This is a genomic window from Novosphingobium sp. JCM 18896 (genome assembly GCF_025938095.1).
GTDB lineage: Bacteria > Pseudomonadota > Alphaproteobacteria > Sphingomonadales > Sphingomonadaceae > Novosphingobium.
Window position 1 is genome coordinate 70,307 of sequence record NZ_JAPCZF010000004.1, and the last position, 15,001, is coordinate 85,307.

General features: G+C 67.4%; 11 protein-coding genes. 9 read left to right on the top strand and 2 right to left on the bottom strand.

Annotated elements, in window-relative coordinates; genetic code table 11:
- Nucleotides 1-15: 15 nt before the first annotated feature.
- The gene (gene pdeM / locus OLX23_RS14840) at nt 16-693 is read right to left on the bottom strand and encodes a ligase-associated DNA damage response endonuclease PdeM (protein ID WP_264445795.1); all 678 of its coding nucleotides are present in this window, start codon (nt 691-693) and stop codon (nt 16-18) included.
- A 44-nt stretch (nt 694-737) separates the two neighbouring features.
- Between pdeM and hemF the strand changes: the two genes are divergently transcribed.
- From hemF to OLX23_RS14870, 6 genes are all read left to right on the top strand, one after another.
- Nucleotides 738-1,604, top strand: coding sequence for an oxygen-dependent coproporphyrinogen oxidase (hemF, locus tag OLX23_RS14845; protein WP_264445796.1), 867 nt, complete (start codon nt 738-740; stop codon nt 1,602-1,604).
- Between the two features lie 100 nt (nt 1,605-1,704).
- Complete coding sequence (locus OLX23_RS14850) at nt 1,705-5,091, top strand: glycosyltransferase (protein WP_264445797.1); 3,387 nt, start codon at nt 1,705-1,707, stop codon at nt 5,089-5,091.
- A 216-nt stretch (nt 5,092-5,307) separates the two neighbouring features.
- Nucleotides 5,308-6,078 carry a LuxR family transcriptional regulator gene (locus OLX23_RS14855; protein WP_264445798.1) on the top strand — a complete coding sequence of 257 codons (771 nt, stop codon included), beginning with the start codon at nt 5,308-5,310 and terminating at the stop codon, nt 6,076-6,078.
- Between the two features lie 83 nt (nt 6,079-6,161).
- Complete coding sequence (locus OLX23_RS14860; protein ID WP_264445799.1) at nt 6,162-6,788, top strand: acyl-homoserine-lactone synthase; 627 nt, start codon at nt 6,162-6,164, stop codon at nt 6,786-6,788.
- A gap of 23 nt (nt 6,789-6,811) precedes the next feature.
- Complete coding sequence (locus tag OLX23_RS14865; RefSeq protein ID WP_264445800.1) at nt 6,812-7,690, top strand: phytanoyl-CoA dioxygenase family protein; 879 nt, start codon at nt 6,812-6,814, stop codon at nt 7,688-7,690.
- A 10-nt stretch (nt 7,691-7,700) separates the two neighbouring features.
- Complete coding sequence (locus tag OLX23_RS14870; RefSeq protein ID WP_264445801.1) at nt 7,701-8,261, top strand: hypothetical protein; 561 nt, start codon at nt 7,701-7,703, stop codon at nt 8,259-8,261.
- Between the two features lie 51 nt (nt 8,262-8,312).
- Here OLX23_RS14870 and OLX23_RS14875 read toward each other — a convergent pair whose 3' ends face one another.
- Nucleotides 8,313-8,924 (bottom strand): TetR/AcrR family transcriptional regulator, encoded by a 612-nt coding sequence (locus OLX23_RS14875; protein WP_264445802.1) that lies wholly within the window; start codon nt 8,922-8,924, stop codon nt 8,313-8,315.
- Nucleotides 8,925-9,037: 113 nt separating this feature from the next.
- Between OLX23_RS14875 and OLX23_RS14880 the strand changes: the two genes are divergently transcribed.
- The 3 genes from OLX23_RS14880 (at nt 9,038) to OLX23_RS14890 (ending at nt 14,990) form a co-directional block, all read left to right on the top strand.
- Nucleotides 9,038-10,306 (top strand): efflux RND transporter periplasmic adaptor subunit, encoded by a 1,269-nt coding sequence (locus tag OLX23_RS14880; protein ID WP_264445803.1) that lies wholly within the window; start codon nt 9,038-9,040, stop codon nt 10,304-10,306.
- Nucleotides 10,307-10,389: 83 nt separating this feature from the next.
- Nucleotides 10,390-13,575, top strand: coding sequence for an efflux RND transporter permease subunit (locus OLX23_RS14885; protein ID WP_264445804.1), 3,186 nt, complete (start codon nt 10,390-10,392; stop codon nt 13,573-13,575).
- Nucleotides 13,576-13,580: 5 nt separating this feature from the next.
- The gene (locus OLX23_RS14890; RefSeq protein ID WP_264445805.1) at nt 13,581-14,990 is read left to right on the top strand and encodes an efflux transporter outer membrane subunit; all 1,410 of its coding nucleotides are present in this window, start codon (nt 13,581-13,583) and stop codon (nt 14,988-14,990) included.
- Nucleotides 14,991-15,001: the final 11 nt, after the last annotated feature.

A 15,001-nucleotide genomic window follows, 5' to 3' on the forward strand; every position in this document is an offset into this window, starting at 1 on the left:
TGCAACCCGTGCCAATCAGGCCGCGGCGCGCCACAGCGGATATTGCAGCAGTCGGCCGCGTGCCGGGAGCACCGCGTCGATCGCAAGCGCCGGTTGCATGGCCGCGAGGATCGCCGGGTCGGCCGCGTTCATGCCACCCGTGAGCGCGCCGAAAGCGGGCAGGATCAGCCGCTGTTCGCTCATCACGGCGCAGGGCCGGGCGATGCGTCGGCCGCGCGTCGAGACCATCAGGCGCGGATGGAAATGGCCCGAGAGCTCGGGCCGGGATTCGCCGGCCTGGGCCTTGTGGCGCAGCACGAGTCCGCCCGAGACGATCTCGTCCGCAAGCGCCCCTCCGGCGATCTCTTCGGCTCCCGCGTCGTGATTGCCCGTGATCCACACCCAGTCGAGCGCGCGAGTCAGCGCCGCGAGCATGCCTGCGGCATGCGGCTCCAGGCGCAAGCTGCCTTTGCCGTCGTGGAAATTGTCGCCGAGCGCATAGACGCGCCGCGCTTCGGTCTCGCGCACCGCCGAGGCCAGCCGTTCGAGGGTCTCGCGGCTGTCGTAGGGCGGCAGGAGCTGGCCGTGGCTGGCGAAGAAGCTCGCTTTCTCGAGATGCAGGTCGGCGACGAGCAGCGCCCGCTCGCGCGGCCAGAACAGCGCGCGGCCATCGACCAGCCGCATCTCTTCACCGGCGAACGAAAAGGGAACCATGCGCTGCCCTTGCCGGACCGCCCCGGTTTTGGCAAGCGGTCCCGATGACCGACTGGACCCCCTATACCGCCCGCGCCCGTGACTGGTTCCAGGAACTGCGCGATTCGATCTGCGCCGAGTTCGAGGCGATCGAGCGCGAGGCCGGCAGCGATGCGGCTTTCGACTACACCCCGTGGCAGCGCGCCGCGGTCGAGGGCGGGGAAGCGGGCGAGACCGGTGGCGGCACGCGCGGCCTGATGAAGGGCAAGGTCTTCGAGAAGGTCGGGGTCAACATCTCGACCGTCGTCGGCGATCTCGCGACCGACTTCGCCGGCACGATCAACGGCGCTTCGGCGGAAAAGCCGGCCTTCTCGGCCACCGGCATCAGCCTCGTCGCGCACATGGCCAATCCGCACGTTCCCGCGGTGCACATGAACACGCGCTTCCTGACGACGACCAAGGCCTGGTTCGGGGGCGGCGCCGACCTCAATCCGCCGATCCCCTACGACGAGGACACCGCCGAATTCCACGCCGCGTTCAAGGCCGCCTGCGACGCGCACGGCGAGGGCTACTACGATCGCTACAAGCAGTGGGCCGACGACTATTTCTACATCCCGCACCGCAAGGTGCATCGCGGCGTCGGCGGCATCTTCTACGATCACCTCGAATGCGCCGACACCGACGCCTGGGAAGCGAACTTCGCTTTCACCAAGGCCGTCGGGCAGGCCTTCCTCGCGGTGTTCCCGCGGCTCGTGCGGCGGCGCATGGGTATGGACTTCACGTCCGCGGACAAGCTCCAGCAGCTCGAATGGCGCGGCCGCTATGCCGAATTCAACCTTGTCTACGATCGCGGCACGCTGTTCGGCCTCAAGACCGGTGGCAACATCGACGCGATCCTGATGAGCCTGCCGCCCGAGGCCGTCTGGAGCTGAATTTCTGCGAAAAAGTCCAGTTCCCGAGGGCCATGGTTAAGGGAGAATTATCCATTTTCCCCTAGCGCGCTGCTGACAAAAACCAGCAGTGGCGGGCGCGTTGGACTTCCAGATTTTTCATGATCCCAGCGGCCGTCGTGCCGTGCGCGTCCGTGCGGCCGCCTGGGGCATCGGTATCATCCTGGCGATCGCCGCAACGGTGTTGCTGGCCGAAGTGCTGTTCATGGAGCGCCACGTCGCGCCGGCCTTCGCCAGCGCCCATGCCGCCGAACGACCGAAGCCGGTAGCCTCCGGCCCCGTCGTCACCGATTCCGCGCCGGGGGCCTGGCTTCCGGCATCGCAGGTTTCCACCTCCGCCGCGGCCGAGCGCTTCGGTTTCTACATGCCCTGGGACGAGGCCGGCCGCGCCTCGCTCGCCGCCCACGTCGGCCAGCTCGATTGGGTCGCCGCGGGTCTCGCCAGCTTCCACGGGCGCGATCACGCCTGGCGCTATGAGAGCGACGCGCATCTGCGCGAAGTGCTCGACGGTCAGAGCCAGGCCAAACTCCTCCTGATGATCCAGAACGTCGACGAAGCCGGCACCTGGGACGGCCGTAACAGCGCGCGCCTTTTCGCCGATCCGGTGGCGCGTGGCCGTTTCATCGCCAAGGTCGAGCACACGCTCGCGGCCGAACGCGCGGCTGGCGTGGTGCTCGACATCGAAGACCTGCCCGCCGACGCGCATCCGGCCTATCTCGCCTTCCTCAAGGACATCCACGACCGCTTCGCCCCGCGCGGCCTGATCGTGACGATCGCCGCGCCGGTCGCCGATCCCGCTTGGGACCTTTCCGCCTATGCCGCGGTCACCGACCGCATCTTCCTCATGGCCTACGACGAGCACTGGCCGGGCGGCGAGCCCGGGCCGATCGCGTCGCAGCCGTGGTTCGCACAGCACCTCGCCGCGGCCGTTCAGGCGATCGGCCGCGACAAGGCGATCGTCGCACTCGGCAACTACGCCTACGACTGGGGCAAGGGCCGGGCCGAAGGCATAACCGTTGCCCAGGCCTGGGAAAAGGCCGTGGCGGCGGGCGTCCGTCCGCGCTTCGATCCGCGCACGGGGAACAGCCATTTCGCCTATGAGGAGCGCGGCGTGCGCCACCAGGTGTGGATGCTCGACGCGATCAGCACCTGGAACCAGCTTCAGGTCTCGCAGCGGCTCGGTGCCGGCGGCGTCGCGCTCTGGCGCCTGGGCAGCGAGGACCCGGGCTTCTGGACCGCGCTGGCGACGCCGCGTGGCGGTCAGCCGGCCTTCGACCACCTGCCGACGCAGGACAACGTCGAACTCATCGGCAACGGCGAGGTCCTGCGTCTCGCCAGCGCCGCACAGCCCGGCCGTCGCGAGGGCGTGCCCGGCACCGACGGCCTGATCCGCCAGGCCAGCTATACCGCGCTGCCGACCACCAACCTCGTCCAGCGTGCCGGCCATCATCGTCGCCTTGTCGCGCTGACCTTCGACGACGGCCCCGATGCCAAGTGGACGCCGCAGATCCTCGACGTGCTCAAGCGCGAGAAGGCGACCGCGACCTTCTTCGTCACCGGCGCCAATGCTCTGGGTGAGCCCGACCTGCTGCGTCGGATCATCGCCGAGGGTTCCGAACTCGGCAACCATTCGACCACTCACGCCGATCTCGATCGCCTGCCCGAATCGGCGATCCAGCTCGAGCTCAACACCACGCAGCGGCTGGTGGAGAGTTATACCGGCCGCTCGATGCGGCTGTTCCGTGCGCCCTATCTGGGGGACGCCGATCCCAACACGCCCGAAGAGCTGCGCGCCGCGCGCGTTGCTGCCGACATGGGCTATCTCTCGGTCGGTCTGAATGTCGATCCGCTCGATTGGTCCGAGACCGACGCGCGTTCGATCGTCGCCAAGACCGTCGCGCAGGTCGAATCTGGCAATGCCCAGCGTTCGACCCAGATCGTCCTGCTGCACGACAGCGGCGGCGATCGCACCGCCACGGTCGAGGCGCTGCCCGAGATCATCCGCCAGCTGCGCGCGCGCGGCTATGAGTTCGTCACGGTCTCGCGTCTCGCCGGGCTCGAGCGCGATGCCGTCATGCCGCCGCTCCAGGGCACGCAGCAGGTGGTCGCGCAAGGTGCCGGCGGTCTGTTCGCCGGCCTCTCGGGCGGGGCCAAGGCGCTGGTCGTCCTGTTTCTCACGGCGATCGCGCTCGGCATAACCCGCTCGCTGGTGCTGACCGTGCTCGCCTGCCGCAACGCGCGCACATATCGCGCGCCCGATCCGGCGCCGCATCTCGTACCCAGCTTCGTCTCGGTGCTGATCCCAGCCTACAACGAGGAAATGGTCATCGAGGCCTCGGTGCGGCGCATTCTCGCCAGCACCGGCCCGCGCATCGAGGTCATCGTCATCGACGACGGCTCGGCCGACCGGACCTCGGAAATCGTCGACCATGCCTTCGCGATCGATCCGCGCGTGACGCTGCTGACGATCCCGAACGGCGGCAAGGCGAATGCGCTCAACCAGGGGCTCAGGATCGCCAAGGGTGACGTCGTCATCGCGCTCGACGCCGATACCCAGTTCGAACCCGATACGATCGCCAAGCTCGTCCGCTGGTTCGCCGATCCGGCGATCGGCGCGGTCGCGGGCAATGCCAAGATCGGCAACCGGATCAATCTCGTCACGCGCTGGCAGGCGATCGAATATATCACCGCGCAGGGGCTCGAACGCCGCGCGCTGTCGGCGCTCGATGCGATCACCGTCGTGCCCGGCGCCGTCGGTGCCTGGCGCCGCGCCGCGCTCGACGCGGTCGGCGGCTATCCGGCCGACACCCTGGCCGAAGACCAGGACCTGACGATCGCGATCCAGCGCGAGGGCTGGAAGGTGGCCTGCGACGTCGATGCGATCGCCTGGACCGAGGCGCCCGAGACCTTCCGTTCGCTGTTCAAGCAGCGCTATCGCTGGGCCTACGGCACGCTCCAGTGCCTGTGGAAGCATCGCGCCGCGTTGATGACCGGCCAGCCGCGCGGCCTTGCCCGCTTCGGCATGCCGCAGGCCTGGCTGTTCCAGATCCTGTTCAGCCTGATCTCGCCGATCATCGACCTGGCGCTGGTCGCCAGCCTGATCGACACGGGCTTGCGCCTGATCAACCACGGCTTCCCGACGATGCAGGGCGATCTGCTGACGATCCTCGGCTTCTGGCTCGCCTTCACCGCGATCGATCTCACCTGCGGCTGGATCGCCTACCGCCTCGACGGCCGCGAGGAGGGCTTCCCGGCGCTGCGCCTGCTGATGCAGCGGTTCGGCTATCGCCAACTGCTCTACGCCGTCGTGCTCAAGGCCGTCTTCGCCGCGCTCAGCGGTCCGAAGGTGGGCTGGGGCAAGCTCGAACGCAGCGGCCAGGTCTCGCTGGAAACGGCCGCGCCCGAGATCGCATCCGTCGGTCCGGAGCGGATGCAGGCCCCGGTCGAGGTTCTGCCGATCGCCGCCTGAAGCCCGTCAGCGCCGCAGTTCGTCGTCGCCATAGAACGACTCGAAGATCGCCCTCGACCCGCGGGGTGGGGCGCTTGTGCGCGCGACGATCGTCGGGGCGCTAATAGTTATTTGCACAGATACCTAATAAGTATCGGAAATTATGGGCTTGCTCCCGCCGGCTAACTATAGCCATTATGGACATACCAGCAGCAAGTCGCAATTTGAGCCTTTGCCATGTCAAAGCTCCAGGACGTACAGGCCTTTATAGACCTCTCGCGCGGCGTTCGAACGCCCCATGATCTGCATTGCCTGATGCAGGACATCACGCGCGAGATGGATTTCGATCACTTCGCGCTCGTGCATCACGTCGACCTGCGGCCGATGGGGACCATGGTCGAACACGTCGTGACCGAGGACTTCGTCGCGCTCAGCGACTATCCGCAGGCCTGGGTCGATCAATACATCAACGACGACATCGTCAGCAACGATCCGATCCTGCTGGCGGCGCAGCGTTCGGCGGTGGGCTTCGGCTGGGATCAGGTCGGCGAGTTCATCACGGTCACCGCGGCGCACCGCGAACTGACCGAGCGCACGCGCCAGGCCGGGATCGTCGACGGCTTCACCGTGCCGGCCAACGTGCCGGGCGAGCTCAACGGTTCGTGCAACTTCGCGGTGGGGCCGGGGCACGACGTGCCGCGCGCGAATTTCCCGATGGCGCAGCTCGTCGGCTCCTTCGCCTTCCAGGCTGCGCGGACGCTGGTCACGGCCATGCGCCGTCTGCCCGATCGGATGCCGGTCAAGCTGACCCAGCGCCAGCTCGAATGCATCGCGCTGGTCGCGCGCGGCAAGTCCGACTGGGAGATCGCCAAGATCCTCGGCCTCTCGCAATCGACCGTCACCACCTACATCCAGACCGCGCGCGAGCGTTACGACGTGTCGACGCGGATCCAGGTGGTGCTGCGCGCGCTCTATGACGGCTCGCTGCCGTTCAGCGAGCTGTTCTAGGGTCAATACCTTAGATCTAAGACATGCCGACCGCGCGCGTTTGAGCGATCTTGATCCCACGCAAATTGTGGGAAATCGCTTAAATGATTCAGCATCTTACGCGATCCGATCGCGCGGCCAATGCACACCTCTTCCGAACCATGCACGAAGACCGCAAGCAGGTCTTCGTCGATACGCTGAACTGGGACATCCCGCATGACGGCGTCCAGGAAGCCGATCAGTACGACAACGATCTCGCCGACTACCTGATCCTGCGCGATGTCGCCTCGGGCGACCATCTCGGTTCGGTCCGGCTGCTGCCGACCACGGGCTCACACATGCTGGCCGACGTGTTCCCGTTCCTCTGCGAGGGGACGCTGCCGCGCGGTCCGAGCGTGCGCGAGATCACGCGGCTGGTGGTGTCGCCGTCGGTGCCCGTGCGCGACCGGCTGATGGTCCGCAACATGCTGGGGCGGGCGATGATCGAGTTCGGGCTAGAGATGGGGGTCACCAAGTACACCGCGGTCTGCGACTTCGGTTTCCTGACCCAGCTGCTGAGCTCGGGCTGGCACATCAAGCCGCTGGGCATGCCGCAAATCGTGGCCGGTTCGCTGATCGGCGCGCTGCAGATCCGGCTCGACCGGCATTCGCTCGCGCTGACCAACGAGGCCTGGCGCCATGACATGCCCGTGCTGCGCATGATCGAGCACGCGCCGGCGCTCGTCGCCTGACCCTTTCGACCGGAGATACGACCATGACCCATGATCTCGCCAACGTTCCGGCTCTCGTCGCCCAGCTTCGCCGCGACGGCTATCTGATCCTCAACGAAATCGCCTGTCCCGCGACGATCGACGCGATCGGCGACGAACTCGCGCCGCATTTCGATGCCGTGCCCTATTGCCAGGGTCCGTTCTACGGCGCCGAAACCAAGCGCCTTGGCCGCGTCCTCGCCCGCTCGCGCTCGGCGCAGGGGCTGGTGCTGCACGATCTGGTCTACGACATAGTCAACTCGATCCTGCAGCCCAACTGCCATTCGCTCCAGCTCAACCTGACCCAGGCGATCGAGATCTTCCCCGGCGCGCCGGCGCAGGGGCCGCATCGCGATCACGACATGTGGTGGACTCCCAAGGGCGAGACCGAATACATAATCAACGTGATGTGGGCGCTCGATGATTTCACCGAGCGCAATGGCGCCACCCGCGTCTGGCCGGGATCGAACCACAAGGATCAGAGCGAACCGCTGCTGCCCGACGAGGACGCGATCTCGGCGGTCATGCCCAAGGGCTCGGCCTGCATCTTCCTGGGCTCGACCATGCATTCGGGCGGCGAGAACCACGCGTCGCAATCGCGCCGCGGCCTGATCATCAGCTATTGCCTGGGCTGGCTCAAGCCCTGGGAGAACCAGTGGCTGGCCTATCCGCCCGAAGTCGCCAAGATCTTCGCGCCCGAGGTGGCAGCGCTGGTGGGCTATCGTCAGCACCTGCCCAGCCTCAACAACTTCGAAGGTCAGTGTCCGTCGCTGCTGCTGGGCGATGGCCATGTCGAACCTTTCGTCGACGCGCTGCTGCCCGAACAGGCCGCCATGGCAGAGCAATACCGGGAAATGCGGCTCGGCCAGTTCGCCGAGGCGTGAGGACCAGACAATGCGGAACGGCGCGGAGCTCAATCCCATGAAGAACCCCGATTTCGAACCGATTACGCTGCCGGCGTCGTGCCCCAGCGCGATCCACGAGCGCGGCGCCTGCACTTGCAGTTCGGGCGCATCCCCTGCGCTGCTGGTCGAGCAGCCGGGCGGCGAACTGCTCGCGCCCAATCTCGCGAAGCTGGCGAAGGTGCTCTACGCCTCGCGAGCGAAGCGGCGGAAGTTCCTGACGGCCGAACTGCTATCCGAACCGGCCTGGGACATCCTGCTCGATCTTTACATCAACCACGCCGAAGGCCGCAGCCTGCGCACGACCAGCGTGTGCCTGGCCTCGAACTCGCCGCCGACCACGGCGCTGCGGTGGATCGGCGTGCTCGAGCTGAAGCGGTTGATCGCGCGCGAGGGCAGCGCCCAGGATCAGCGCGCCAAGGACGTGCGTCTGACCGAGCGCGGTGTCGAGGCGGTCGAGCAGTGCCTGATGCAATACTGGGTGGGCCTGGTCGAGTTCATGAACGAGGCGCTGCCTGCGCGCGCGATCCCGATGCCGCTCGAACCGATGTGATGCCGGAGGCGGCGGGGCGTTCGACCCGCCGCCATACGCTCGGGTGCAGGCTTAGCGCCGGAGATTGGCCTCGATCACCGCGTTGCACGTCGCCATCATCGAATGGGCGGGGCCCTGCGTGCCGAAGACGTGACAGGTCGCGATCGCGCCTTCGATGATGAGGATCAGCCCGTCGGCAAGACCTTCGGGATCGTTCACGGGCAGGGCCTTTGTCAGGCCCAGGAAGATCTCGCGCATCTCCGCCTTGCATTCCTGGAGAACCTCGCGCCCCGGATGACCCGGTTCGGGCAGTTCCACCGCGACATTGCTCATCAGGCAGCCGCGGAAATCGGGCCGGTTGATCTTGTCGCCATAGTGGCACAGCAGCGCGTCGAGCCGCGCGCGCGGATCGTCGCCGGCATTCGCCAGCGCCAGCTCGATCGCCTCGCGTCCCTCGCGCCCGCTTTCGCGCAGGCAGGCCGCGACCAGATCGTCTTTCGACTTGAAGGCGCGGTAGAGACTCGGCTTGGTCACGCCGGCTTCGCAGACGATCTCGTCCACGCCAACCGCGCGCACACCGCGCTGATAGAAAAGATCGCGAGCCGTATCGAAAATCTTTGAAGCCGCGGTTTTCCGGGCATTTTCCGTTTCAAGCTCGCCGCATGCGTCAGCATTTTTAGCCATATCGCAGACAGTCCATCCTCGTCGTCATCTTGACTTAATGTAACAGAACGGTACGTATCAGGCAAGAGACGTACCGGTCAGTAACGCTGACCTCCAAGCAAGTGGCGGTTTCCATGTACCTTTCCGACATTAAGGCCGATTCGCACAACGAGTCGACGGAGACCATCCCCTGGTATCGGCAACGCAAGGCCGCCTACTATCTCCTTCCCCTGGTAGGCGTGATCTTGCTCTATGCCGTGACGCGGTGGTGGAGCGGTAGCAGCGAGGCCGCTCCGCCGCCGCCAGCCGTGGTCACCGTGGCCACACCGCTGTCGCGCACGGTCACCGACTGGGACGACTATGTCGGCCGCTTCGAGGCGAGCCAGGCGGTCGAGGTGCGTCCGCGCGTCTCGGGCCAACTCGTCGGCATCCATTTCAAGGACGGCGACGTCGTCCAGAAGGGCCAGTTGCTCTTCACGATCGACCCGCGGCCGTTCACCGCCGCGCTTGCCGAGGTTCGCGCCCAGGCTGCCGCGGCCTCGACCGCCTTGACGCTCGCGCGCAGCGAGCTGGCTCGCGCCAGCCGGCTGATCGCCGACCAGGCGGTTAGCGCCGAGGAGATCGATACTCTGCGCGCCCGCGTGCAGTCGGCCCAGGCTTCGCTCGCCGCCGCCCAGGCGCAGGTTCGTAGCCGCCAGCTCAATGTCGAGTTCACCCAGATCCGCGCGCCGGTGACCGGCCGCGTGTCCGATCGCCGTGCCGACATCGGCAATCTCGTTGCCGGTGATTCCGCCGCCAATGCGACCGTGCTGACGACGATCAATGCGCTCGACCCGATCTACTTCGCCTTCGACGGTTCCGAAGCGCTCTACCTCAAGCAGCGCCGCGCGCAGCAGCAAGGTGGCGCTCAGGCGCAGGAGGTCGAGATCAAGCTGCAGGACGAAGCCGGCTACACCTGGAAGGGTCGCGTCGACTTCACCGACAACGCGATCGAGAACGGTTCGGGCACGATCCGCGGTCGCGCGGTGATCGCCAATCCCGAATATTTCCTGGTCCCCGGCATGTTCGGCAACATGCGCATGAACGGCGGCGCGCCGCACCAGGCGCTGCTCGTGCCCGATGGCGCGGTGGTCACCGACCAGGCCCGCAAGGTGGTCTATGTCGTCGCCAAGGACGGCACGGTCGTGGTGCGCCCGGTCGAGGTCGGCGCCCTGGCCGACGGGCTGCGCGTGATCCGCTCGGGCCTGCAGCCGACCGAGCGCGTGGTCATCACCGGCACCCAGTTCGCCCAGCCCGGGCAGAAGGTGAAGCCGGTCGCGGGCCAGATCACCCCGACCAAGGCCGTGGCCGCGCCGCCGCGCGTTCCTGCCGCCTCGCAGGCGACACTCCTGCCGGTCAACTGAAGCACCCATAGCGGGCCGGTTCCGGCCCGAAGTGCGCCTGCGATCCGCGGCGCGAACGGTACACGTACAAGGACGAGAGCGTCATGCGCCTGAGCCATGTCTTCATCCAGCGCCCCATTTTTGCCGGGGTGATCGCGGTGATCATCACCATCGTCGGCGCGCTGGCCTTCTTCGGCCTGCCGATCGCGCAATATCCCGACGTCGTGCCGCCGACCGTGACGGTCAGCGCGACCTACCCGGGCGCCTCGTCCGAGACGATCGCCGACACGGTCGCCGCGCCGCTCGAGCAGGAGATCAACGGCGTCGACAACATGCTCTACCTGTCGAGCCAGTCGACCGGCGACGGCCGCCTGACGATCACCGCGACCTTCAAGCAGGGTGTCGACCTCGACGAGGCGCAGGTGCTCGTGCAGAACCGCGTTGCCCTGGCCGAGCCGCGTCTGCCCGAGGAGGTCCGCCGCCAGGGTGTCGTGACGCGCAAGTCGACGCCCGACTTCCTGCTGGTCGCCAATCTGACCTCGCCCGACAATTCGCTCGATACCGCCTATCTGTCCAACTACGCGCTGACCCAGCTGCGCGATCGCATCGCCCGCCTCGACGGCGTGGGCGACGTGCAGATCTTCGGCGCGCGCAACTATGCGATGCGCGTGTGGATCGATCCGGGCCGGGCTGCCGCGCGCGACATGACCGCGGGCGAGATCGTCGCTGCGCTGCGCAATCAGAACGTCCAGGTCGCGGCCGGTTCCATCGGTCGCCCGCCCGAGGCGACGGGTTCGGCTTACGAGATCAACCTCGAGACGCAGGGCCGCTTCACCACGCCCGAGCAGTTCTCCAACATCGTCATCAAGACCGATGCCCAGGGGCGCCTGACGCGCCTGTCCGACGTCGCCCGGGTCGAGCTCGGTGCCGAGGACTACGGCATCAACTTCTACTTCTCGGGCCAGCCTTCGGTCGGCATCGGCGTGTTCCAGCGTCCGGGCACCAATGCGCTCGCGGCCGCCGAGGCGGTGAAGGCCGAACTGGCGGAGGCGTCCAAGACCTTCCCGCCGGGCCTCAAGCACGACGTGTTCTACAACCCGACCGAGTTCATCAGCGAATCGATCAACGCGGTCCAGCACACGCTGTTCGAGGCCGTGGTCCTGGTCGTCATCGTGATCCTGGTGTTCCTCCAGTCGTGGCGCGCGGCGGTGATCCCGGTGATCGCCATCCCGGTCTCGCTGATCGGCACTTTCGCGGTGCTCGCGGGGGTCGGCTATTCGCTCAACAACCTCTCGCTGTTCGGGCTCGTGCTCGCCATCGGCATCGTCGTCGACGACGCGATCGTCGTGGTCGAGAACGTCGAGCGCAATCTCGAGCACGGGCTGTCCCCGCGCGAAGCCTCGCACCGGTCGATGGACGAGGTCTCGACCGCGCTCGTCGCGATCGTGCTCGTGCTCTGCGCCGTGTTCATCCCGACCATGTTCCTGACCGGCCTGACCGGCGAATTCTATCGCCAGTTCGCGGTGACGATCTCGAGCGCGACGATCATCTCGCTGATCCTCTCGCTGACCCTGTCGCCTGCTTTGGCCGCGCTGCTGCTGCGCCCGAAGGAAGAGCACGAGCCCGAGGGGCGCTGGGCGCGCATGGCCTATTGGGGTGGCAAGCGCTTCAACGCTGCCTTCGATCGCCTGTCGGACTGGTATGCGCGCACCACGCGCCGCATGCTGACGGTTCGCAAGACCATGCTGCTGGCCTATGGCGCGCTGCTGGTTCTGACGGGTCTCGTCTTCTCGGCAACGCCAGTCGGCTTCGTGCCGCAGCAGGACCAGGGCTATGTCCTGGCCGCGACCTTCATGCCCGCCGGCACCTCGCTGACGCAGACCGACAAGGTCCTGCGCGAGACGTCGGCCAAGATGATGAAGATCCCCGGCGTCAAGGGGGCGGTCATGCTCGCGGGGTTCCACGGCCCGACCGGGACCATGGCGCCCAACGCCGCCGCGGCCTTCCTCGTCTTCGACAAGTTCTCCGAACGCGGCAAGCACGGCCAGACCGAAGCCTTCATCATGGGCGAGGCGCGCAAGATCGCCGCCAGCGTTGATGCCGGCCGCGTCTTCGTGATCCCGCCGCCGCTGATCCGCGGCATCGGCACCGGTGGCGGCTTCAAGCTCGAAGTCCAGGACCGTTCGGGTCACGGCTATGCCGAGCTCAACAAGATCGTCTGGGGTGTGATCGGCGAGGCGAACAAGGATCCGAACCTCGCCATGGTCCACACCAAGTTCGAGGCCTCGGCCCCGCGCATCTTCGCCGACGTCGATCGCGCCAAGGCCGACATGATCGGCGTGCCGCCGGCACGCGTGTTCGAGACCCTGGGCGTCTATCTCGGCTCGGCCTACGTCAACGACTTCAACCTGCTCGGCCGCACCTATCGTGTGATCGCCCAGGCCGACCTGCCGTTCCGCGACGACGTCGGCGACATCGCCCAGCTCAAGACCCGCTCGAACTCGGGCGCCATGGTGCCGATCGGCGCGGTCGCGACCTTGCAGGACAAGACCGGCCCCTATCGTGCGACGCGCTACAACCTCTATCCGGCGATCGACATCGAGGGCGATACCGCACCCGGCCACTCCTCGGGCCAGGCGCTGGCGGCGATGGAGCGGCTGACCCAGAACCTGCCGGCTGGTGTCACCACCGAGTGGACCGAGGTCGCCTTCCAGCAGAAGGCCGCGGGCAATGCCGCGATCCTGGTCTTCGCCGCGGCGACCTTGTTCGTCTTCCTCGTGCTCGCCGCGCAGTTCGAGAGCCTGATGCTGCCGCTGGCGATCATCCTGATCGTGCCGATGACGCTGCTCGCGGCGATGGTCGGCGTGAACCTGAGGGGGATGGACAACAACATCCTCACCCAGATCGGTCTCGTCGTGCTGATCGGCCTTGCCGCCAAGAACGCGATCCTGATCGTCGAATTCGCCAAGCAGGCCGAGGAGCAGGACGGGCTCAATCCGGTCGAGGCGGTGATCCGGGCCGCGCAGGATCGTCTGCGGCCGATCCTGATGACCTCTTTCGCCTTCATCCTCGGCGTCGTGCCGCTGGTGATCGCGGGCGGACCGGGCGCCGAACTGCGCCAGGCGCTGGGCACCGCGGTGTTCTCGGGCATGCTCGGCGTGACCTTCTTCGGTCTCGTCTTCACGCCGACCTTCTACGTCGCGACGCGGACCTTGGCGGAGGCGATGAAGCGTCGCCGCGAAGCGCGCCGCGACGGCGATCGGACCATTCAACTCGAGCCTGCGGAGTAATCGTGATGCAGCGCTTTCGTAATCTCCTTGCAGTGACCGTCGGCAGCCTCGCGCTGGCCGCCTGCGCCGCCGGTCCCGACTATCATCGCCCCGTCGCTTCGGCTTCGGCCGAGCAGGGCTTCATCGGCGCCCAGTCGGCCGCGGTCACCGCAGAGGCGCCGCAGGGCGACTGGTGGCGTCTCTATCAGGATCCCGTGCTCGACGGCCTCGTCGCCGACGCGCTGAAGGCCAACACCGACCTGCGCGTGGCCCTGGCCAATATCGAGCGCGCCCGTGCCCTGCTGCGCGAGAGCCGCTCGGACCTGCTGCCGCAGACTGCGGTGTCGACCGGTGCGAACTATCGCCGGCTGCCCGCGCAACAGACCGCACCGGGGCTCCAGCGCGAGGACTGGAACATTGATGCCGGGCTGTCGGTGTCCTACGAGGTCGACCTTGCCGGCCGCGTACGCCGCGGCATCGAGGCCGCGCGCGGCGATAGCGAGGCGGCGCAGGCCGCGGCCGACGTCGTCCGCGTCGCCGTGGTTGCCGAGACCACGCGCGCCTATGCCGACGCCTCCTCGGCGGCCGAGCGCATCACCGTGGCCGAGCGCACGCTCGAACTGCTCGACAAGACCGCCACGCTCACCACCAAGCGCTTCGAAGCCGGCCGCACCAGCCGGCTCGACGTTTCGCGCGTCGAGGCGCTGCTCAACCAGCAGCGCGCGACGATCCCCCCGCTTCGCGCCCAGCGCGATGCAGCTCTCTTCCGGTTGGCTTTCCTGACCGGAAGGGCCCCGGCCGAACTCCCCCCCTCGGTCGGGATGCGCGCGGCCACGCTCCGCCTAGAACGCCCCATTCCGGTGGGAGACGGCCGCGCGCTATTGGCTCGTAGACCCGACGTGCGCGAGGCTGAGCGCAAGCTCGCGGCCGAAACCGCGCGCGTCGGCGTGGCCACGGCAGAGCTCTATCCGCGCATCACGCTCGGTGCCTCGGTCGGTTCGACGGGCAATTCGCTCGGCGACATGTTCGGCGCGGGACCGTTTCGTTGGCTGGCCGGGCCGCTACTGTCCTGGGCCTTCCCCAACATGGAGGGCGGCCGCGCCCGGGTCGCGCAGGCAGAAGCCTCGACCAAGGCGGCGCTGGCGACGTTCGACGGCACCGTCCTGCGTGCGCTGCAGGAGACCGAGACCGCGCTGTCGGCCTATTCGCACTCGCTCGAACGCCAGGTCGCGCTCAAGCAGGCCTCGGAGCAGGCGCGGATCGCCGCGAACATAAGCCGCGCGCAATTGCGCGAGGGCAGGGTGGACTTCCTCGTCGTGCTCGACTCCGAGCGTACCTTGGCGACGGCCGAAGCCGATCTCGCCAATGCCGACGCACAGGTGGCCGAGACGCAGATCGCCCTGTTCCGGGCGCTTGGCGGCGGCTGGCAGAGCTAGCCGGGGAAGGC

Coding starts and splice junctions, on each gene's coding strand:
- OLX23_RS14855 (WP_264445798.1), top strand. CDS start 5,308: ATGTCAAAGCTCCAGGACGTACAGGCCTTTATAGACCTCTCGCGCGGC.
- pdeM (WP_264445795.1), bottom strand. CDS start 693: ATGGTTCCCTTTTCGTTCGCCGGTGAAGAGATGCGGCTGGTCGATGGC.
- OLX23_RS14885 (WP_264445804.1), top strand. CDS start 10,390: ATGCGCCTGAGCCATGTCTTCATCCAGCGCCCCATTTTTGCCGGGGTG.
- OLX23_RS14870 (WP_264445801.1), top strand. CDS start 7,701: ATGCGGAACGGCGCGGAGCTCAATCCCATGAAGAACCCCGATTTCGAA.
- OLX23_RS14890 (WP_264445805.1), top strand. CDS start 13,581: ATGCAGCGCTTTCGTAATCTCCTTGCAGTGACCGTCGGCAGCCTCGCG.
- hemF (WP_264445796.1), top strand. CDS start 738: ATGACCGACTGGACCCCCTATACCGCCCGCGCCCGTGACTGGTTCCAG.
- OLX23_RS14880 (WP_264445803.1), top strand. CDS start 9,038: ATGTACCTTTCCGACATTAAGGCCGATTCGCACAACGAGTCGACGGAG.
- OLX23_RS14875 (WP_264445802.1), bottom strand. CDS start 8,924: ATGGCTAAAAATGCTGACGCATGCGGCGAGCTTGAAACGGAAAATGCC.
- OLX23_RS14860 (WP_264445799.1), top strand. CDS start 6,162: ATGATTCAGCATCTTACGCGATCCGATCGCGCGGCCAATGCACACCTC.
- OLX23_RS14865 (WP_264445800.1), top strand. CDS start 6,812: ATGACCCATGATCTCGCCAACGTTCCGGCTCTCGTCGCCCAGCTTCGC.